The following is an 18,985-nucleotide window of genomic DNA, read 5'->3' on the forward strand; positions in this document are numbered from 1 at the left end:
CGTGGAGTCGGCCACCATCCGTGCCCGCACCCCGGGCGCGACGAGCTGGGACCACCTGCTGCGCAACCCGCTGGTGGGCCCGCTCGTCGCGCTCGCGGTGGCGGTCGTCGTCTTCAGCCTCGTCACCGACACGTTCCTGCGGCCGGGCAACCTCGCCCTGGTGCTGCAGCAGTCCGCCGTCATCGGGATCCTGGCCGTGGCGCAGACGCTCGTCATCCTCACCGCCGGGATCGACCTGTCCATCGGCGCCGTGGCGGTGCTCGGCACCATCGTCCTGGCCAAGGTGGGCGGCACGGAGGGGGCCGCGGTCGGGCTCCTGGTGACCGTGGTGGTGCTGGCGCTGATCGGGCTGCTCAACGGGGTGCTGGTCGCCGGGCTGCACCTGCCACCCTTCATCGTCACGCTGGGCATGTTCACCGCCGTGTTCGCCGCCACCCAGCTCTACGCGGGCTCGGCGACCTACCCGGTGGACCCCGGCCTGCTCACCTGGTTCGGCACGAAGGTGCAGCTCGGCGGGCTGGTGATCTCCACCGGGGTGCTCGCGATGCTGGTCCTGTACCTCGTCGCCTGGTTCGTGCTGACCCAGACCGCGGCCGGGCGCCACCTGTACGCGGTGGGCGGCGCGCCGGAGGCCGCCCGGCTGACGGGCATCCGCTCGGGCCGGGTGCTGGTGCTCGTGTACCTCACCGCCGGCCTCATCGCCGCGCTGGCGGCGTGGGCGGCCCTGGGGCGCATCCCCAACGCCGACCCGAACGCCTACCAGAACGCCAACCTCGAGACGATCACGGCCGTCGTCATCGGCGGCACCAGCCTCTTCGGCGGGCGCGGCTCGGTGATGGGCACCCTCGTCGGCACGCTCATCGTGGCCGTGCTGCGCAACGGCCTGACGCAGGCCGGGGTCGACAACCTGTACCAGAACATCGCGACCGGCGCGCTGGTCATCGCCGCCGTCGCCCTCGACCAGGTCTCGCGACGGAGGGCCCAGACATGACCGCCACGACCCCCGCCTCCGGCCCCGGCACCGATCCCGGCACCAGCCCCGGCACCGGTCCCGGCACCGAGGCCGCCGGCAGCGCCGGCAGCGAGGGGCGCGCCCCCGTGCTCGCCGCGACCGGCCTCGTCAAGCGCTACGGCTCGGTCACGGCGATGGACGGCGCGGACTTCGAGCTGCTGCCCGGCGAGGTGCTCGCGGTGATCGGCGACAACGGCGCCGGCAAGTCCACGCTCATCAAGGCCCTGTCCGGGGTGGTGGTGCCCGACGCCGGGACGATCCGCGTGGAGGGTCGCCCGGTGACGTTCCACACCGCCCGCGACGCGCAGGCCCACGGCATCGAGACCGTGTTCCAGGACCTCGCCCTGGCGCCCGCCCTCGACATCGCCGCGAACCTGTTCATGGGCCGCGAGCTGCGCCGCCCCGGCCCGCTCGGGTCGGTGCTGCGGATGACCGACAAGCGGGCCATGCGCCGGCGCGCCGAGGAGCTGTTCGACTCCATGAGCATCCGGATCAAGTCGGTGACCCAGCCGGTCGAGAACCTCTCGGGTGGCCAGCGCCAGGGCGTGGCCGTGGCCCGGGCCGCCGCGTTCGGCAAGAAGGTGATCATCATGGACGAGCCCACCGCCGCCCTCGGCGTGCGCGAGTCCGGCACCGTCATCGAGCTCATCAAGGAGATCCGCTCGCGCGGCATCCCCGTCGTGCTCATCAGCCACGACATGCCGCACGTGTTCGAGGTCGCCGACCGCATCCACGTCCACCGCACCGGTCGGCGCGCCGCCGTGGTGCGGCCCTCCCAGCGCACCATGGCCGAGGTCGTCGCGCTCATGACCGGCGCTCTCGAGCCCACCGAGGAGGAGCGGCGTGGCGTCGCCTGACCCCCGGCCGGCCCGACCTGCGACGATCTCCCCCGTGACGACACCGCCCGCGACGCAGCCTCCGGCGCACCAGCCGCCCGCGACGCAGCCCCCCGCCGTGACGCGCCTGACGACCGACCGGCTCGTCGAGCGCGCCGCGGCGCTCGCCGCCGGCGGGCGCACCGTGCTCGGCCTGGTCGGCGCGCCCGGCGCCGGCAAGTCGACGCTCGCGCACGCGCTGGCCGACGCGCTCGGGCCGCAGCGCGCCGTCGTCGTCGGCATGGACGGCTTCCACCTGTCCAACGCGGTCCTCGAGGACCTGGGCCGGCGCGGCCGCAAGGGCGCGATCGACACGTTCGACGACGCCGGGTACGCCGCCCTGCTCGAGCGGCTGGCCGCCCAGCGGCCCGGCGACGGGCCGGTCTACGCGCCCGTGTTCCGCCGGGAGATCGAGGAGCCCGTGGCCGCCGGCGTGGCGGTGCCCGCCGACGTCCCGCTCGTCGTCACGGAGGGCAACTACCTGCTGGCGCGCTCGGGCGCCTGGCCCCGGGCCCGTGCGCGGATGCGCGAGGTCTGGTACCTCCAGCCGCCGGAGGAGCTGCGCCTGGACCGCCTGGTGGCCCGGCACGCCGCCTTCGGCAAGACGCCCCAGGAGGCGCGGGCCTGGGCGCTGGGGACCGACCAGGTCAACGCCGAGCTCATCGCCGCCACCCGCGGGGACGCCGACCTGGTGCTGGAGTGGGCGGACGCCGCGGGCTGACGGTCCAGACCGGTCCCGGCGGTGGCGCGGGCTCAGCGCGCCAGCCGCTCCACGACGGCGCCGAAGAGCCACGGGGCCGCCCCGGCCGCGGGCACGATCGCGCCCCGGGCGGGGCTGCCCGCCCAGGCCAGCAGCCCGCCGGTCAGCCGGCGGTAGTCGCGCGTGGCGGCGCGCCACGCCCGCTCGTAGGCCGCCGGGTCTGCGAGGTGGCGCACGACGGCGTCGGCCTGCGCGAGCCCGACGCGCACCCCCTCGCCGGTCAGCGCGTCGACGTAGCCGGAGGCGTCGCCGACGAGCCGCACGCGGCCGGCCGCGCGGGCCCGCGAGCGCTGGCGCAGCGGCCCGGCGCCGCGCACCGGCCCGGCCGCGGGCGCGTCCCCGAGGCGCGCCGCGAGCTCGGGGAAGTCGGCGCGCAGCAGCGCCCGGAAGCCGTCCGCGCCGCCGGCGCCCGGCGTGGCGGCCCGCGGGCCCAGCAGGGCCACGCCGACGACGTCGGGCGCCACCGGCGTCACGTACGCCTCGGCGTGCGGCGCCCAGTGCACCTCGACCAGGTCGGTCCACGGTGCGACGCGGAAGTGCTGGCGCAGGCCGTAGCGCGCCCCGGCCGCGGCGCCGCCGGCCCCGCCGGCGTCGAGCCCGGCGAGCCGGCGCACGGTCGAGTGCAGCCCGTCGCAGCCCAGCAGCCACCGCGCGCGCAGGGTGGCCGGCCCGCCGCCCGCGGGCGCCACGTCCACCTCGACGCGTCCGTCGTCCTGCCGCAGCGCCTGCACGCTCGCCTGCCGCAGCCCGGCACCGGCGTCGGCCGCGCGCTCGCGCAGCGCCGCGTGCAGCACGGTGCGCCGCACCCCGCGTCCCGGCCCGGCGGCGAACCGGTGGTCGGCGTGCCGCCCCGCGGTCCGGTAGCTGATCCCGGCCAGCGGGTGCCCGGGCGGGTCCACGCCGAGCCGGTGCACGGCCGCGAGCGCTCCCGGCAGCAGCCCCTCGCCGCAGGCCTTGTCGAGCGTCCCGCCGCGCCGGTCCACGACGAGCACGTCGAGCCCGGCCTCGCGGGCGCGCACCGCGGCCGCGAGGCCGACCGGGCCGGCGCCGACCACCAGCACGTCGACGTCGGTGGCCGCTGCCCCGCTCACGCCCGGGCTCCGGCCCCGGCCACCGGCCCCGGCCACCGGGCCCTGCTCACCGGGCGCCGCTCGCCGCGCCGCCGGTGGCGAGGGTGAGCGCCCGCTCCTCGGCCGGGATCCGGAAGCGCAGCAGCAGCACGGCGTTGAGCACGGTGAAGGCCACGGCGGTCACCCAGCAGGTGTGCACGAGCGGCAGCGCGAAGCCCTCGACGACCACCGCCACGTAGTTGGGGTGGCGCAGCCACCGGTAGGGGCCGCGCGTGACGAGCGGCAGGTCCGGCACCACGATGACGCGCGTGTTCCACCGCGGCCCCAGCGCCGCGATGCACCACCAGCGCAGGCCCTGGCTCGCCAGCACCAGCACCAGCATGGGCCAGCCGAGCCAGGGCAGGAACGGCCGGTCGGCGAGCACGGCCTCGGCCACGCAGGCGACGAGCAGGCCGGTGTGCAGGGCGACCATCGCCGGGAAGTGCCCGCGGCCCGACTCGACCCCGCCGCGCGCGAACGACCAGCGGGCGTTGCGCGCGGAGACCACCAGCTCCGCGAGGCGCTCCAGCGCCGTCGCGCCGACCAGCGCCACGTACAGCCCGAGCACGTCAGCGCCCCTCCGCGGGCGAGTCCGCCGACGACGCCGACGCAGCCGACGACGACGCGTCGCAGCAGGCACGGCCCTCGAGCCGCAGCAGCACCATCTCGGTGGCCACCCCCGGGCCGAAGGCCATGAGCACGGCGGGCGTCCCGGCCGGCGCGCCGCCCTCGCGCAGCGTGCGGGCCAGCACGTCGAGCACCGAGGCCGAGGAGAGGTTGCCCACCTCCGTGAGGCTGGCGCGGCTGGCCCACAGGTCGTCCTCGGCGAGGGAGAGGGCGTCGCGCACGGCGTCGATGACCCGCGGCCCGCCGGCGTGCACCACCCAGGTGGGCACCTCCGCCGGCGACAGGCCGTGGTCGGCCAGCAGCCCCTTGACGTCCGCGAGCAGGTGCGCGCGCAGCAGCTCCGGCAGCTCGGACGACAGCACGATGCCGAACCCGCTGTCGCGCACGTCCCAGCCCAGCGCGTCGACGGTGCCCGGGTAGAGCCGCGAGCGGGTGTCGAGCACGGTGGCGGTGCGCGCCACGGGGGCGGTACCGGCGTCGCCGCGGTGGACGGGGCGCGCGAGCGGGTGCTCGCCGCCCACGACGACGACCGCCGCCGCGCCGTCGCCGAACAGCCCCGACGCCACCAGGTTGGCCGTGGAGTCGTCACCGTGCTGCAGCGTCAGCGAGCACAGCTCCACCGAGACGAGGAGCGACACGTCGCGCGGCCGGCCCAGCAGGTGGTCGTGCACGCGGGCCAGCCCGGCGGCGCCGCCGGCGCAGCCGAGCCCGAACGACGGCGTGCGCCGCACGTCGCTGCGCAGGCCGAGCCGGTCGGCCAGCAGCACGTCGAGCGACGGTGCCGCCACCCCGGTCACCGATGTCGTGAACACGTGGTCGACCTCGTGCGGCGCGATGCCGGCGCTGGCCAGCGCCCGGCGGGCCGCCTGCTCCGCGAGGTCGACCCCCTCGGTGAGGAACACGGCGTTGGAGGCGCCCATGGAGTGCACGTCGGCGTAGCGCTCCAGCGGCAGGGCGAGGTGGCGGCGCTCGACGCCGGCGTTCGCGTGCAGGCGTCGCAGCAGCGGGGCGCGGGCCGGGTCGGGCGCGACGAGCGGCCCGACGACGGCGGTGATCTCCTCCTGGGCGTACTGGTGCTCCGGGAGGACGGGCTCGACGGCCACGATGCGCGACATGGGTGAATCGTCACCCAGAGCGGCGAGATCCGCGCGGCAGGGCGATCGCCGCCTCGGCGGGCTACGGTGCACCGCATGACCAGCCTGACCGGTGCGGGGCGCCTGCTGCTGGGGCTGGTGCGCGCGACGCACGCCGCCCCGGCGGCCGTGGTGACGGGGATGGCTGCGCTGCTCGCCGCCTCTCTCGGGTCCGGCCCGGCCACGACGGCGCTGGTCACCGCGGCCGTCGGCACGGGGCAGCTGTCGATCGGGTGGTCGAACGACTGGATCGACGCCGGGCGCGACACGGCCGTCGGGCGCACCGACAAGCCGGTGGTGGCCGGGCTCGTGACGGCCCACCTGCTGCGCACCTGCGCCCTGGTCGCGCTCGCGGCGTGCGCGGTGCTGTCCCTCGCCACCGGGCTCGTCCCGGGGCTGGTGCACGTCGCCGCGGTCGTCGGCGCCTGGGCCTACAACGCCGGGCTCAAGGCCACCGCGTGGTCGTGGGTGCCGTACGCCGTCTCGTTCGGCCTCATGACCGCCTTCGTGGTGCTCGCCGCGCCGGGCGACCGTGTCCCCGCGCGCTGGGCGCTGCTCGCCGTCGCGCTGCTCGCCGTCGGCGCCCACGTCGCCAACACCATGCCCGATCTCGACGACGACGCCGCCACGGGCGTGCGGGGCCTGCCGCACCGGCTCGGGCGGCGCGCGTCCGGCGTGCTCGCCCCGACCCTGCTCGTGGCGGCGACCGTCGTCGTCGTGGCCGGGCCGGCCGGCCCGCCGAGCACCGTCGCCTGGGTGGCCGGCTGCCTGGCGGCGGCGCTGGCCGTGGCCGCCGGGGTGCTCGCCGTGGCCCGGCCGCGCAGCCGCGCACCGTTCGCGCTGAGCATGGCCGTGGCCGTGCTGTGCGTGGCGCTCCTGGGGTTCTCGGTCGGCGACGTCGCCGTGGCGCGCTGACCGGCCGGCGGGACGCTCAGCCGACCGCCTTGCGGTGCCGGTCGGCCAGCTCCCGGTACTGCAGCGCGTTGCGCCGCACCCGCTCGCGGCCGGCTTCGTCGAGCTCGCCGCGGACCTTCGCCGGCACGCCGACGGCGAGGTGGTGCGCCGGGACCTCCTGACCCTCGCGCACCAGCGCGCCGGCCGCCACGAAGGCGCCCGTGCGCACCACCGAGCCGTTGAGCAGGGTGGCGCCCATGCCGATGAGGCAGCCGTCCTCGACCGTGGCGCCGTGCACGATCGCCCCGTGCCCGACGCCCACCCCGGCGCCGATGTGCGTCGGCACGCCGGTGTCGGTGTGCACCACGCAGTTGTCCTGCAGGTTGCTGCCCTCGCCGAGCACGATCTCGTCCATGTCGCCGCGCAGCACCGCGCCGTAGAAGACGCTCGCGCGCGCGCCGATCCGCACCCGGCCCACGACCGTCGCCGTCGGGGCGACCCAGGCGGTGGGGTGGATGTCGGGCGTGTGCCCGTCGAAGGGGATCACGGTGGCCATCCCGGGAGCGTACCGACCGCCGCGGCGCGGCGGCGGTCGGCACGCACCGCGCTCAGCGGTGGCTCTCGAACTCCTGCGTCAGCTCGTACCCCAGGCGCGCGTACAGGCGCCGGGCCGTATGGTTCACCGCGTACAGCCCGAGGGTGACCATCGGGACCTCGGCGAGCCCGGCGCGGGTCGCCACGGCGGCGGTCGCCGCGGCGATGCCGCGCCCGCGCCACCCCGGGTCCGTGCCGACGGAGCCGAGCACCCACGGCTTGCCCGGCACGCGCCGGCTCGCGCCGACCACGCCGCGCACCACGCCCTCGTCGTCCCGCCAGCCCCACCAGCGCGAGCGCGGCTCGTCGACGGGCAGCTCGCCGTGCGGGTTGCCGCGCTCGCGCGCGGCCTGCGCCTCGGCGCGGCCGGCGTCGCCGACCAGCTCCTCGACGCGCTCCTCGCCGGGCTGCGCCGGCGGGTGGGAGGTGGTGCCCATCCAGTCCCACGCGCCGTCGGTAGGCGCGTCGAACGGGGGCGGCACGACGAGGCCCGGGTCGGCCACCGCCATCGCGGCGAGGGTGGCGCGGGTGCCGCGCGGCACCGACGAGCGCGTGGCCGAGGCCAGGCTCGTCCCCTCCGCCGCGAGGTCCGCGGCGGCGCGCAGCAGGAGCCGCGCGGCGCCGCCGGGCGTCCCGACCGACAGCAGGCTCGCGGACTCCGCGTCGTCGGCGACCTCGACGGCGAACGGCCGGTCCCCGTCGGCCCGCTCGCGCCAGCGCAGCCGCACGAGCAGCGCGTCGTCGTCGGACCAGGCGTGCGTGACGTCCCAGCCGTGCCGGGCGTTCTCCGCCACGACGACGGGGTGCCCCGCCCAGCGCGCCGGCAGCGCGACGCCGGGCAGGGCCACCCGCTCGAGCAGAGCGGCGTCGAGGCTCACTCGCCGGGCACCGCGTCGACGCCGGCCTCCTTGCGCTGCTCCGGGGTGATCGGGGCGGGCGCCTCCGTGAGCGGGTCGAACCCGCCGCCGGACTTCGGGAAGGCGATGACGTCGCGGATGGACGGCGACCTGGTCAGCAGCGCGACGATGCGGTCCCAGCCGAACGCGATGCCGCCGTGCGGCGGGGCGCCGAACTGGAAGGCGTCGAGCAGGAAGCCGAACTTCTCCTGCGCCTCCTCGTGCCCGATGCCCATGACGTCGAACACGCGCTCCTGCACGTCGCGGCGGTGGATACGGATGGAGCCGCCGCCGATCTCGTTGCCGTTGCACACGATGTCGTAGGCGTAGGCCAGGGCGCTCGCCGGGTCCTGCTCGAACTTCTCGACCCACTCGGGCGTGGGCGAGGTGAACGCGTGGTGCACGGCCGTCCAGGCGGAGTGGCCGAGGTCGACGTCGTCGTCCTCGCCCGCCGGCTTGAACAGCGGCGCGTCCACGACCCACACGAACGCCCAGGCGTCCTCGTCGATCTGGCCGGTGCGCCGGGCGATCTCCAGGCGGGCGGCGCCGAGCAGGGCGCGCGCCTCGCTCGTGCGGCCGGCGGCGAAGAACACCGCGTCGCCGGGCTGCGCGCCGGTGGTGGCGGCCAGGCCCTCGCGCTCGGCGTCCGAGAGGTTCTTGGCGACCGGGCCGCCGAGCGTGCCGTCCTCGGCGAACGTCACGTACGCCAGGCCCTTGGCGCCGCGCTGCTTGGCCCACTCCTGCCAGGCGTCGAACTGGCGGCGCGGCTGGTCGGCGCCGCCGGTCATGACCACGGCGCCGACGTACTCCGCCTGGAACACGCGGAACGGCGTCTCGGCGAAGTACTCGGTGAGCTCGACCAGCGGGTTGCCGAAGCGCAGGTCCGGCTTGTCCGTGCCGTACAGGCGCATCGCCTCGGCGTAGGTCATGCGCGGGATCGGCGTGGTGATCTGGTGGCCGATGAGGTCCCACAGCGCCGTGAGGACCTTCTCGGCCAGGGCGATGACGTCGTCCTGGTCCACGAAGCTCATCTCGACGTCGAGCTGGGTGAACTCCGGCTGGCGGTCGGCGCGGAAGTCCTCGTCGCGGTAGCAGCGGGCGATCTGGTAGTAGCGCTCCATGCCGCCGACCATGAGCAGCTGCTTGAACAGCTGCGGCGACTGCGGCAGGGCGTACCAGGAGCCCGGCGACAGGCGGGCCGGCACCAGGAAGTCGCGGGCGCCCTCGGGCGTCGAGCGGGTCAGCGTGGGCGTCTCGATCTCGACGAACTCGTGCTCGTCCAGCACGCGCCGGGCCGCCTGGTTGGCCTTGGCGCGCAGGCGCAGCGCGTGGGCCTGCTGCGGGCGGCGCATGTCGAGGTAGCGGTGCTTGAGGCGCGCCTCCTCGCCGATGGTCTCGGTGTCCGCGAGCGCGGTGGAGACCTGGAACGGCAGCGGCGCGGACTCGTTGAGCACCACGACGCCCTTGGCGATGATCTCGATCTCGCCGGTGGCGAGGTTCGGGTTCGCGTTGCCCTCCGGGCGGCGGGCGACCTCGCCGGTGACCTGCAGGACGAACTCGGCGCGCAGCGGGTGCGCCACCGACTCGTCGCGGATGACGACCTGGGCGATGCCCGAGGCGTCGCGCAGGTCGATGAAGGCCACTCCCCCGTGATCGCGACGGCGGTCGACCCAGCCCGTGAGGGTGACGGTCTGACCGATGTGCTCGGCCCGCAGCGAGCCGGCCGTGTGGGTGCGCAGCACGGAGAGGTCCTTCCTAGGGATTCAGGATGACGTGGGGGGCGGCACGGGACCCGTGCGCCTGTGCGAGTCTATCCGTCGCACCGCCGTCCCCGACGAAGGGTTTCCCATGGCCCGCAGGATCGCCACGAACACGAAGGTCGACCGTGAGGGGCTGCTCGCCGTGCTCCGCGAGCGCCGCAAGGGCGTGCTGGCCACGACCCGCGCCGACGGGCGCCCGCAGCTGAGCCCCGTGACGTTCGCCGTCGACGGCGAGGGGCGCGTGGTGATCTCCACCTACCCCGAGCGCGCGAAGGTGGTGAACCTGCGCCGGCGGCCCGAGGCGTCCCTGATGGCGCTCGGTGACGACTTCGACGACGCGTGGGTGCAGGTGGACGGCGCGGCCGAGGTGATTGACTCCCCCGCGTCCGTCGAGCCGCTGGTGGACTACTACCGCGCCGCCGCCGGCGAGCACCCCGACTGGGACGAGTACCGCGCCGCGATGGTCACGCAGGGCAAGTCGATCGTGCGGATCACGATCGAGCGCTGGGGGCCGGTCGCCACGGGCGGGTTCCCCGCCCGGCTCGCCGACGGCTGAGGCGCCCCCAGCACGGGACCGAGCCGGGACGGGAGCCGGGACCGCAACCGGGGGCTCAGAACAGCGTCTGGTCGGGGCCGGCGCCGGCTACCGTCAGGCCGGCGCCGTCGACCGGCATCCCGGCCAGCGCGCCGGCCGGCCAGGAGCGCGTCCCGGCGGCCGGCTCGTCGGCCGGCTCCACGATCGACCCCGCCGGGTAGTCGCCGTCGTCGTGCGGACGGCCGGTGGCCCCTGAGCCGCTGCGGTGCCCGGACGAGCCGAACCCGCGCTCGTCGAGCAACGGCCGCACGCGCTCCCACAGCCACTCCTGGTAGGCCTTGATCGAGTACGTGCCGCGGCCGAAGACCCGGCCGTACCCGGCCACCAGGTGCGGGTGGTCGCGCTCGAGCCACTGCAGGTACCACTCGCGCGTGCCGGGCTTGAGGTGCAGCGGGATCACCGTGACGCCGGTGGCCCCGGCGTCGGCGATGGCGTCCAGCAGCCGGCGCAGGTGGTCGCGCGAGTCCGTGAGCCACGGCAGCACCGGGGCGACCATGACGCCGCACGGCAGCCCCGCCGCGCGCACCGCGCGGATCAGGTCCAGGCGGGCGCGCGGCGTCGGCGTGCCGGGCTCGACCTGCTGCTGCAGCTCCTCGTCGGCGAAGGCCAGGGAGACGCCGAGCCCCACCTTCACCGTCTCGGCCGCCTGCGCGATGAGCGGCAGGTCACGGCGCATCAGCGTGCCCTTGGTGAGGATGGAGAACGGCGTGCCGGAGTCCGCGAGCGCCCCGATGATGCCCGGCATGAGCCGGTAGCGGCCCTCGGCCCGCTGGTAGGGGTCGGTGTTGGTGCCCAGCGCCACGGGCTCGCGCCGCCACGACTTCTTGGCGAGCTCCGCGCGCAGCACCTCGGCGACGTTGACCTTCACGACCACCTGGCTGTCGAAGTCCCTGCCCGCGTCGAGGTCGAGGTACTGGTGGGTGGGCCGGGCGAAGCAGTAGGCACAGGCATGGCTGCAGCCGCGGTACGGGTTGACCGTCCAGCGGAAGGGCATGCGGGACGCCGCCGGCACCTGCGACAGCGCGCTCTTGGCCGCCACCTCGTGGAAGGTGATGCCCGCGAACTCCGGCGTGCGCACGGTGCGCATGAGGCCGATGCGCGACAGCGCGGGGCGCTCCAGCCCCGGCAGCGCGCCGTCGTCGGCCGTGATCGCCTGACCGTCCCACCGCATGCCGCCATTCGAACACGCGTTCGACGCCCGGGTCAACGCATCGGCAGGCCCCACGCCGTTGTGGGTACAGAACACGCCGTGCGGTATCGCGATCGCACGGCGTGTTGTGTACCCACAACGAGGGTCAGGCGTCGGCGGGGACCACCCGGGGCCAGCGGTCCTCGGCCGGCGGCTCCCAGGTCGCCGCGTCAGCAGGCGTCTGCTCGCCGGAGCGGATGTCCTTGACCTGGTCGGGCCCGCGCACGCCGTCCTCGCCCACCGTGCCGGGGAACCACACGAACGGGATGCCGCGGCGGTCGGCGTACCTGATCTGCTTGCCGAACTTCGCGGCGCTCGGCGCCACCTCGACGGGGATGCCGCGGCCGCGCAGCGCCGCGGCGACGGCGTCGGACGCCGCGCGCTGCTCCTCGTCGACGACGGCCACGACCACGGCGCTGGGCACGCCGCGCGTGGCCTGCACCAGCTCGGCCGACAGCAGGCGCGAGACGACGCGCGAGACGCCGATCGACAGGCCCACGCCCGGGTAGGTGTTCTTGCCGTCGGAGGCGAGGGTGTCGTACCGGCCGCCGGAGCAGATCGAGCCGAGCTGCTCATGGCCGACCAGCACCGTCTCGTAGACCGAGCCGGTGTAGTAGTCGAGACCGCGGGCGATCTTGAGGTCGGCGACCACGACGCCCGGCGCCCGCTCGGCGGCCGCCGCCACCAGCGCGCGCAGCTCGGCGAGGCCGGTCTCGAGCAGCTCGGTGACGGCGCCGTGCGCCGTGGCGAGCTCGCGCACGCGGTCGACCACGGAGACGTCCTCGCCGGCGATGGCGGCGAGCTCGAGGCAGGCCTTGGCCTGCTCGGGGGTGGCGCCCTGCTCGGCCCGGAGCAGCTCGGCGACGGCGTCGGGACCGATCTTGTCGAGCTTGTCGACCTGGCGCAGCACGCCCTCGACGTCCTCGAGGCCGACGCCGCGGTAGAAGCCCTCGGCGACCTTGCGGTTGTTGACCAGGACGCGCACCGGCGGCAGGCCGATCTCGCGCAGCGCGCCGAGCGCCTCGGCCATCACCAGCGGCAGCTCGACCTCGAAGTGGTAGGGCAGCTCGCCGGCACCGACGACGTCGATGTCCGCCTGCACGAACTCGCGGAACCGGCCGTCCTGGGGCCGCTCGCCGCGCCAGACCTTCTGGACCTGGTAGCGCTTGAACGGGAACGCGAGCTTCCCGGCGTTCTCCAGCACGTAGCGGGCGAACGGGACGGTCAGGTCGAAGTGCAGGCCGAGCTGCTTGTCGCCGCCCTCGTCGGCCTCCGGGTCCGCCTGCAGGCGGCGCAGCACGTAGACCTCCTTGGAGGTCTCGCCCTTGCGCAGCAGCTGCTCGAGCGGCTCGACCGCGCGCGTCTCGATCCCGGCGAACCCGTGCAGCTCGAACGTGCGGCGCAGCGTGTCGAGGACGTGCTGCTCCACGACGCGACCGTCGGGGAGCCATTCGGGGAAGCCGGAGAGCGGGGCGATGCGAGCCATGCCCCCATCTTCCCAGACCGCGAGCGCCGGACGGGCTCGTCGGGCCCGGCCGTCAGCCGAGGAACGGGTTGGTGGCCAGCTCCTGGCCCACCGTCGTCGTCGGCCCGTGCCCGGGCACGACGGCGAGGCCGGGGTCGAGCCGGGCGACCACGTCGCGCAGGGTGGCGCGCATCGTCGCCGGGTCGCCGCCCGGCAGGTCGGTGCGGCCGACCGAGCCGGCGAACAGCACGTCGCCCGCGAGGACGGCGTCGTCGGTGAGGTAGAGGGTGGCGCCCTCGGTGTGCCCGGGCGCGTGCTGCACCCGCAGCCGCACGGCGCCGGCCTCGAGGGTCCCGGCGCCGTCGTCGCCGGCGGCGCCGAACGGCACGACGTCGGCGGGCGCGCGGTAGTCCTCGGGCGCGAAGCCCAGTGCCGCGACGGCCTGGCGCAGCGCGCCGCTCACCCCGCCGGTGCCGAGGCCCAGGGTGCCGAAGGGGTCGGCGAGGCGGTAGGCGTCGGCCTCGTGGATGCGCAGGGGCACGCCGTACCGGTCGCACAGCGCGGCGGCGTCCCACGTGTGGTCCACGTGGCCGTGGGTGGCGAGCACGGCGCGCGGGGTCCAGCCGTAGTCCTCGACCAGCAGGGCCACCGGCGCCGCGACGCCCGCACCGGCGTCGACGACGACGCAGTCGCCGCCGGCGACCACCACGCTGCAGTTGGTGGCGAAGACGGGCGCGACGACGACGTGGATCTCCATGGCGAGCACGCTACTGCGGCCCCGGACGGCGTCCGGGCGCGGACCGGCCAGCGGGTGAGCCGGGGGTGAGCCGCGGGTGAGCCGTGGGACGGGCAGGGACTCCGCAGACCCTGGTGCCTAGACTGTCCACCGCACGCGTTCGCGCGCGTGCGCAAGCGGCGTGCGCACCGGGCGTGCGCACTTCGGACGAGAGGCTCGGGGAGGAGCGACGTGGCGGCCACCAAGCGCGACCGCGCGCACGCGCGCCGGCAGCAGGAGGAGCGCCGGGCGCGGGCCCGGGCCCGCCGCCGGCGTGCCGCGGGCCTCGTCGCGGCCGTGGCCGTCCTCGCGCTCGTCGGCACGCTGCTCGTCGTCGGGCTCGCCGGCGGCGGCAGCGCGACGGCGGACGGCGCCGCGACCGCGCCGGCCGCGACCGCGACCGTGGCCGGGGCCTGCGCCACCGGCCCGGCCGGGGCGCGCGGGGGCCTCTCGCTGCCGGACGCCGCCACGGCGGAGGGCCGCACCTGGACCGCCACCGTGGACCTGTGCGCCGGCGACGAGCAGACCCGGATGACCCTGGAGCTCGACGGCGCGAGGGCGCCGCAGGCCGTCGCCAGCTTCGTCGCCCTGGCCCGGCAGGGGTACTTCGACGGCACCTCGTGCCACCGCCTCACCACCAGCGGCATCTACGTGCTGCAGTGCGGCGACCCGACGGGGACCGGGACCGGTGGGCCCGGCTACTCGTTCGGCCCGATCGAGAACGCTCCCGCCGACGACGTCTACCCGGCGGGGACCCTCGCCATGGCGCGGGTGGGCGGCGACGGGTCCTCGATGGGCTCGCAGTTCTTCCTGGTGTACCAGGATTCCACCATCCCGTCCGATGCCGCGGGCGGGTACACCGTGTTCGGACGCATCACGTCCGGCCTGGACGTCGTCCAGGCAGTCGCTGACGCGGGCGCGGCCGGAGGGCTGTCCGACGGACCGCCCGCCGCCCCCGTCACCATCGAAGGAGTTGAGACCCAGTGAGCGAGAGCACCGCAGGCTCGAACGTCCCCCGGGACGTCGAGGCCACCGAGCCGCAGACGGCCGAGACTCCTGCCCCCGAGACCACCCCCGAGGCCGCCCCCGCTGAGCAGCCGGCCGCCGAGCAGCCGGCCGCTGCGGCGGACGCCACGGCCGACGAGCCCGAGGCGACGCCCGGCGAGGCGCAGGCCGCCGCGGACGCGTCCGCGGCGCCCGAGGCCGCCGCCGACGAGCCCGCCGAGGCGCCCGCGGAGTCGACCGAGGCCGCCGCCGAGGCGCCTGCCGCGCCGGCCGAGCGCCCGACGCCGAGGACGGCGCCCCGGCCGTCGGCGCCGAAGCCGTCGGCCCTGCCCAAGCCCTCCGCGCTGCGTCGGCCCGCGACGCCGGACGCCCCGGCCGCCCCCGCCGCGGCCGCCACGCCCGCGGCGCCGGTGCCCCCGGTGCTGGACGCCGCCGCCGTGGCGGCCGCCGAGCAGTTCGGCCGGGTCGACGACGAGGGCACGGTGTACGTGCGCGATGCGGCCGGGGAGCGCTCCGTCGGCCAGTTCCCGGGCGTCTCCGCCTCCGAGGCGATGAGCCTGTACGTGCGCCGCTACCTGGACCTGGTGGCCAAGGTCGCGCTGTTCGAGACCCGCCTCGACAGCGCCGACCTGTCTGTCAAGGAGATCGACTCGACCCTCGCGAAGCTGCGCGAGGAGACGGCCGAGCCGGCGGCGGTCGGCGACCTCGACTCGCTGCGCGCCCGTGTCGAGTCGCTCGCCTCGCGCGCCGCCGAGCGCCGCGCCTCGCTGGAGCAGGCCCGCGCCGCCGCCAAGGCGGAGGCCGTGGCCGCGCGCACGCAGATCGTGGAGGCCGCGGAGAAGATCGCCGCGACGGACCCGCAGCGCATGCAGTGGCGTCCGGCCGGCGAGGAGCTGCGCAACCTCCTCGAGCGCTGGAAGGAGGCGCAGCGTTCCGGCCCGCGCATCGACCGGCCCACGGAGGAGTCGCTCTGGAAGCGCTTCAGCCACGCCCGCACCGCGTTCGACCGCGAGCGGCGCCACTACTTCGCCGACCTCGAGCAGCGCAACAGCGCCGCCAAGGCCGCCAAGGAGCAGCTGGTCGCCGAGGCCGAGGCGCTGTCGAGCAGCACGGACTGGGGCGCCACCTCCGCCGCGTACCGCGACCTCATGTCGCGCTGGAAGGCCGCCGGCCGCGCGGCGCGCAAGGACGACGACGCGCTGTGGGCCCGCTTCCGGGCGGCGCAGGACACGTTCTTCGCCGCGCGCGACGCGGAGAACGCGGCGCTGGACGCCGAGTTCCGCACCAACCTCGAGGTCAAGGAGGCGCTCCTCGCCGAGGCCGAGGCGCTCGTCCCCGTGCGCGACCTCGACGACGCCAAGCGCCGCCTGCGCGACATCCAGGACCGCTGGGAGCAGGCCGGCAAGGTGCCGCGCGCCGACGTCCAGCGCGTCGAGGCCCGCCTGCGGGCGGTCGAGGCCGCGGTCCGCGACGCCGACCAGGCCAAGTGGCAGCGCACCAACCCCGAGACGCGCGCCCGCGCCGAGGGCGCGGCCGCGCAGCTCGAGCAGGCGATCGCCGGCCTCGAGGCGGACCTCGACGCGGCCCGCCAGAAGGGCGACCCGCGCAAGGTCGAGGAGCTCGAGACGGCGCTGGCCGCGCGCCGCGCGTGGCTGGAGCAGGTGGTCCGGGCCGCCGAGGAGTCGCGCGGCTGACGCCGCCCCCCGGCGGCGCCGTCGGCGCGTCGTCCACAGGCACCCACGACGGCGGGTCCCACGCCCCCGGACGCGGCTAGCGTCCGAGAGCATGGGACCCGCCGTCGTCGTCCGCCCTTCGCAGCCGCCTCGGCGGCAGCGGCCGCCCGAGCCGTCCCGGCCGTCCGGGCCGCATCCGTTGTCGGCGCTGCTGCGCCCGGCGGCCGCGCGCCGCACCCTGGTGCGGCCCGCGGACGTGGGGGGCCCGGCCGCCTGGCAGGCGCTCGTGCGCGACGGCGTCCTGGTCCGGGTCCGCCACGACGTCGCGGCGCCGTCGTGGCTGCCCCTGACCCCCGAGGTGCGCGCCCTCGCGCTCGCGCCCGCGGTGCCCGCCCGGGCGGTGGTGACCGGGGTGACGGCGGCGTGGGTGCACTGCGGCGCCGCGGACGGCGAGGCGCTGCACCTGGCGTACGTGCCCGGCACGCACCGGCCGCCGGCGTGGTCGGGCGCCCGGGTGTGGTCGGCGCCCGGCATCGTGGGCGACTGCCGCCCGGTCGCCGGCGTGCGCGTCGCCACCCCGGTCCGCACCGCCGTCGACGTCGCGCTGCACCTGCCGCCCGACGACGCCGTCCCCGTGCTCGTGGCGCTCGCCCACGCCGGCGTCGACCTCACGGCCGCCGCGCGGGCGCTCGAGCTGCGGCTGCGCGCCGTGGGCCGCCCCCGCGCCCGCACCACGCTGGCCGCCGCGCACCGCGCGCTCACCGCCCCGGGGCCGCCGGCGGCGCACCCGCCGGCGGCGCACCCACCGGCAGCGCACCCACCGGCAGCGCACCCACCGGCAGCGCACCGACCGGCAGCGCACTGACCGGCGGCGACGCCCACCGGTCCCGACCGTGTCGCGGGGCGCCGGGACGGTCCGCGCCGTACCGTGTGACCCATGGCACGCACCGCCGCCCCCGCCGTCGAGCTGGACGTCGCCGGACGCACCGTCCGCGTCACGAGCCCGGACCGCGTCGTGTTCCCCGCCCGCGGCATCACCAAGCTGCAGGTCGTCGAGTACTTCGTCGCCGTGGGCGAGGGGATCCTCGGCGCGCTGCTGGAGCGCCCCACCACGCTGGAGCGCTGGCCCAAGGGCGTCTTCGAGGGCGCCGTGATGGCCACGCGCGCCGACAGCCGCGGCGACGCGTTCTACCAGAAGCGCGTGCCCCAGGGCGCCCCCGACTACGTCGAGACGGCCACCATCGCGTTCCCCAGCGGGCGCACCGCCGACGAGGTCTGCCCCACCGAGCCGGCCGTGGTCGCGTGGGCGGCGAACCTCGGCACGCTGACGTTCCACCCGTGGCCCGTGCGCCGCGGCCCGGAGCCGGACAGCACGGAGAAGGTGGACCAGCTGCGGATCGACCTCGACCCGCAGCCGGGCACCGCCTACGCCGACGCCGCGGCGGTGGCGCCGCACCTGCGCGAGCTCCTCGGCGAGCTGGGCCTGACCGGCTATCCCAAGACGTCCGGCGGCCGCGGCGTGCACGTCTTCGTGCCGCTGGCGCCGCGCTGGTCGTTCCAGCAGGCGCGCCGCGCCACCATCGCGATCGGGCGGGAGCTGGAGCGCCGGCTGCCCGACCAGGTCACCACGCGCTGGTGGAAGGAGGAGCGCGGCGCCAAGATCTTCGTCGACTACAACCAGATGGCCCGCGACCGCACCATCGCCTCGGCGTACTCCGTGCGCGCCAACCCGCGCGCCACCGTCTCCACCCCGCTCGAGTGGGACGAGGTCGCCGCCGTGCACCCGGACGACTTCGACGTGCTCAGCGTGCCCGCGCGGCTCGCCGAGCGCGGCGACCTGTTCGCCCCGCTGCGCGCCGACCGCGACCCCGCGCTCGACTGCGACCTGGAGCCGGCGCTGGCGCTCGCGCGCCGCGACGAGGAGGAGCACGGCCTCGGGGACCTGCCGTACCCGCCGGAGTACCCCAAGATGCCGGGCGAGCCCAAGCGGGTGCAGCCCAGCCGCGACCGGGACCGGCCGAAAGATGCGGCGGACGGCGCTCAGGAGCGCGCGTAGCGCAGGTACACGGCCCCGTCGGAGAAGACCCGCTGGTCCGTCAGCCGCAGCGCGGTGCTCGCCCCCTCGGGCAGCGCGCGCACGCCGCCGCCGACCAGCCGCGGCACCACGAAGAGGCGCAGGTCGTCGACCATGCCCGCGCGCAGCGCCTCGGCCGCCGTCGTCGGGCCGGAGACCTCGACGACGCCGTCGGCCGCCGCGACGACCTGGGCCAGCCGCGCGGTCGTGAGCCGCGGCTCGAGCGTGGTGCGGGGCGCGTCGAGCGTGCTCAGCGAGTCCGAGCACACGATCTTGTCCGCCTGTCGCCAGATGCCGGCGAACTCGTCCTCGACGGCGCTCGAGCCCGCGGGCCAGGTGTCCCACACCCGCATGGTCTCGAACATCCGCCGCCCCATCACGAAGACCCGCACGTCCCGCGTCAGGGCGTTGACGAACGCGTGCGCGTCCTCGCTGGGCGCCGTCCACCCGATCCCGCCGCCGGGGTCCGTGACGTAGCCGTCCACCGAGCAGCTCATGCCGTACCTGAGGGTCCCCATGCCTCAGCGACGACGCCGTGCCGGGCAACTC

General features: G+C 76.5%; 19 protein-coding genes. 9 read left to right on the forward strand and 10 right to left on the reverse strand.

Annotated elements, in window-relative coordinates; genetic code table 11:
- Position 1: 1 nt before the first annotated feature.
- From U5M74_RS01330 to U5M74_RS01340, 3 genes are all read left to right on the forward strand, one after another.
- The gene (locus U5M74_RS01330) at positions 2-991 is read left to right on the forward strand and encodes an ABC transporter permease (RefSeq protein ID WP_410905418.1); all 990 of its coding nucleotides are present in this window, start codon (positions 2-4) and stop codon (positions 989-991) included.
- Positions 988-1,869 carry an ATP-binding cassette domain-containing protein gene (locus tag U5M74_RS01335; protein ID WP_410905420.1) on the forward strand — a complete coding sequence of 294 codons (882 nt, stop codon included), beginning with the start codon at positions 988-990 and terminating at the stop codon, positions 1,867-1,869. The genes U5M74_RS01330 and U5M74_RS01335 overlap by 4 nt, the downstream gene beginning before the upstream one ends.
- Positions 1,870-1,966: 97 nt before the next feature.
- The gene (locus tag U5M74_RS01340; RefSeq protein ID WP_410905421.1) at positions 1,967-2,608 is read left to right on the forward strand and encodes a nucleoside/nucleotide kinase family protein; all 642 of its coding nucleotides are present in this window, start codon (positions 1,967-1,969) and stop codon (positions 2,606-2,608) included.
- 32 nt (positions 2,609-2,640) lie between these two features.
- On the opposite strand, the gene U5M74_RS01345 is transcribed toward U5M74_RS01340, so the two are convergent.
- Genes U5M74_RS01345 through U5M74_RS01355 form a run of 3 tightly spaced genes read right to left on the reverse strand, consistent with a single transcriptional unit; the run spans position 2,641 to position 5,498 of the window.
- Positions 2,641-3,738 carry an NAD(P)/FAD-dependent oxidoreductase gene (locus tag U5M74_RS01345; protein WP_410905423.1) on the reverse strand — a complete coding sequence of 366 codons (1,098 nt, stop codon included), beginning with the start codon at positions 3,736-3,738 and terminating at the stop codon, positions 2,641-2,643.
- 46 nt (positions 3,739-3,784) lie between these two features.
- A complete protein-coding gene (locus U5M74_RS01350) occupies positions 3,785-4,324 on the reverse strand; it encodes an isoprenylcysteine carboxyl methyltransferase family protein (protein ID WP_410905425.1) in 540 nt (179 codons plus the stop codon).
- A 1-nt stretch (position 4,325) separates the two neighbouring features.
- On the reverse strand, positions 4,326-5,498 hold the full coding sequence (locus tag U5M74_RS01355; protein WP_410905426.1) for a type III polyketide synthase: 1,173 nt from the start codon (positions 5,496-5,498) through the stop codon (positions 4,326-4,328).
- Positions 5,499-5,573: 75 nt separating this feature from the next.
- On the opposite strand from U5M74_RS01355, the gene U5M74_RS01360 reads away from it, so the two are divergent.
- Positions 5,574-6,431, forward strand: coding sequence for a UbiA family prenyltransferase (locus U5M74_RS01360; protein WP_410905428.1), 858 nt, complete (start codon positions 5,574-5,576; stop codon positions 6,429-6,431).
- Positions 6,432-6,447: 16 nt separating this feature from the next.
- On the opposite strand, the gene U5M74_RS01365 is transcribed toward U5M74_RS01360, so the two are convergent.
- Genes U5M74_RS01365 through aspS form a run of 3 tightly spaced genes read right to left on the reverse strand, consistent with a single transcriptional unit; the run spans position 6,448 to position 9,642 of the window.
- Entirely contained in the window at positions 6,448-6,966 is a 519-nt protein-coding gene (locus U5M74_RS01365) for a gamma carbonic anhydrase family protein (RefSeq protein ID WP_410905430.1), read from the reverse strand.
- 52 nt (positions 6,967-7,018) lie between these two features.
- On the reverse strand, positions 7,019-7,882 hold the full coding sequence (locus U5M74_RS01370; RefSeq protein ID WP_410905432.1) for a GNAT family N-acetyltransferase: 864 nt from the start codon (positions 7,880-7,882) through the stop codon (positions 7,019-7,021).
- Positions 7,879-9,642 carry an aspartate--tRNA ligase gene (gene aspS, locus U5M74_RS01375; RefSeq protein WP_410905434.1) on the reverse strand — a complete coding sequence of 588 codons (1,764 nt, stop codon included), beginning with the start codon at positions 9,640-9,642 and terminating at the stop codon, positions 7,879-7,881. Before aspS ends, U5M74_RS01370 begins: the two co-directional genes overlap by 4 nt.
- A gap of 106 nt (positions 9,643-9,748) precedes the next feature.
- Between aspS and U5M74_RS01380 the strand changes: the two genes are divergently transcribed.
- The gene (locus U5M74_RS01380) at positions 9,749-10,216 is read left to right on the forward strand and encodes a PPOX class F420-dependent oxidoreductase (protein WP_410905436.1); all 468 of its coding nucleotides are present in this window, start codon (positions 9,749-9,751) and stop codon (positions 10,214-10,216) included.
- Between the two features lie 55 nt (positions 10,217-10,271).
- Here U5M74_RS01380 and U5M74_RS01385 read toward each other — a convergent pair whose 3' ends face one another.
- From U5M74_RS01385 to U5M74_RS01395, 3 genes are all read right to left on the reverse strand, one after another.
- Positions 10,272-11,426, reverse strand: coding sequence for an Rv2578c family radical SAM protein (locus tag U5M74_RS01385; RefSeq protein ID WP_410905437.1), 1,155 nt, complete (start codon positions 11,424-11,426; stop codon positions 10,272-10,274).
- 124 nt (positions 11,427-11,550) lie between these two features.
- Positions 11,551-12,930 (reverse strand): histidine--tRNA ligase, encoded by a 1,380-nt coding sequence (gene hisS / locus U5M74_RS01390; RefSeq protein WP_410905439.1) that lies wholly within the window; start codon positions 12,928-12,930, stop codon positions 11,551-11,553.
- 52 nt (positions 12,931-12,982) lie between these two features.
- A complete protein-coding gene (locus U5M74_RS01395; RefSeq protein ID WP_410905440.1) occupies positions 12,983-13,666 on the reverse strand; it encodes an MBL fold metallo-hydrolase in 684 nt (227 codons plus the stop codon).
- A 210-nt stretch (positions 13,667-13,876) separates the two neighbouring features.
- On the opposite strand from U5M74_RS01395, the gene U5M74_RS01400 reads away from it, so the two are divergent.
- The 4 genes from U5M74_RS01400 to ligD all read left to right on the forward strand — a co-directional run bounded on the left by U5M74_RS01400 (position 13,877) and on the right by ligD (position 18,418).
- The gene (locus tag U5M74_RS01400; RefSeq protein ID WP_410905442.1) at positions 13,877-14,671 is read left to right on the forward strand and encodes a peptidylprolyl isomerase; all 795 of its coding nucleotides are present in this window, start codon (positions 13,877-13,879) and stop codon (positions 14,669-14,671) included.
- A complete protein-coding gene (locus U5M74_RS01405; RefSeq protein WP_410905444.1) occupies positions 14,668-16,383 on the forward strand; it encodes a DUF349 domain-containing protein in 1,716 nt (571 codons plus the stop codon). The genes U5M74_RS01400 and U5M74_RS01405 overlap by 4 nt, the downstream gene beginning before the upstream one ends.
- 91 nt (positions 16,384-16,474) lie before the next feature.
- Entirely contained in the window at positions 16,475-17,227 is a 753-nt protein-coding gene (locus tag U5M74_RS01410) for a hypothetical protein (RefSeq protein WP_410905446.1), read from the forward strand.
- Between the two features lie 72 nt (positions 17,228-17,299).
- Positions 17,300-18,418, forward strand: a complete 1,119-nt coding sequence (gene ligD / locus U5M74_RS01415) for a non-homologous end-joining DNA ligase (protein ID WP_410905448.1) — start codon at positions 17,300-17,302, stop codon at positions 18,416-18,418.
- On the opposite strand, the gene U5M74_RS01420 is transcribed toward ligD, so the two are convergent.
- Entirely contained in the window at positions 18,403-18,954 is a 552-nt protein-coding gene (locus U5M74_RS01420; protein WP_410905450.1) for a dihydrofolate reductase family protein, read from the reverse strand. The genes ligD and U5M74_RS01420 overlap by 16 nt on opposite strands.
- Positions 18,955-18,985: the final 31 nt, after the last annotated feature.

It is taken from the genome of Puerhibacterium sp. TATVAM-FAB25, from assembly GCF_046535855.1.
GTDB classification, from domain to species: Bacteria; Actinomycetota; Actinomycetes; order Actinomycetales; family Cellulomonadaceae; genus Puerhibacterium; species Puerhibacterium variabilis_A.

Excerpts from the sequence above, each read along its gene's own strand:
- U5M74_RS01335 (WP_410905420.1), top strand. The coding sequence starts at position 988 with ATGACCGCCACGACCCCCGCCTCCGGCCCCGGCACCGATCCCGGCACC.
- U5M74_RS01355 (WP_410905426.1), bottom strand. The coding sequence starts at position 5,498 with ATGTCGCGCATCGTGGCCGTCGAGCCCGTCCTCCCGGAGCACCAGTAC.
- U5M74_RS01360 (WP_410905428.1), top strand. The coding sequence starts at position 5,574 with ATGACCAGCCTGACCGGTGCGGGGCGCCTGCTGCTGGGGCTGGTGCGC.
- U5M74_RS01365 (WP_410905430.1), bottom strand. The coding sequence starts at position 6,966 with ATGGCCACCGTGATCCCCTTCGACGGGCACACGCCCGACATCCACCCC.
- U5M74_RS01380 (WP_410905436.1), top strand. The coding sequence starts at position 9,749 with ATGGCCCGCAGGATCGCCACGAACACGAAGGTCGACCGTGAGGGGCTG.
- U5M74_RS01385 (WP_410905437.1), bottom strand. The coding sequence starts at position 11,426 with ATGCGGTGGGACGGTCAGGCGATCACGGCCGACGACGGCGCGCTGCCG.
- hisS (WP_410905439.1), bottom strand. The coding sequence starts at position 12,930 with ATGGCTCGCATCGCCCCGCTCTCCGGCTTCCCCGAATGGCTCCCCGAC.
- U5M74_RS01395 (WP_410905440.1), bottom strand. The coding sequence starts at position 13,666 with ATGGAGATCCACGTCGTCGTCGCGCCCGTCTTCGCCACCAACTGCAGC.
- U5M74_RS01410 (WP_410905446.1), top strand. The coding sequence starts at position 16,475 with ATGGGACCCGCCGTCGTCGTCCGCCCTTCGCAGCCGCCTCGGCGGCAG.
- ligD (WP_410905448.1), top strand. The coding sequence starts at position 17,300 with ATGGCACGCACCGCCGCCCCCGCCGTCGAGCTGGACGTCGCCGGACGC.
- U5M74_RS01420 (WP_410905450.1), bottom strand. The coding sequence starts at position 18,954 with ATGGGGACCCTCAGGTACGGCATGAGCTGCTCGGTGGACGGCTACGTC.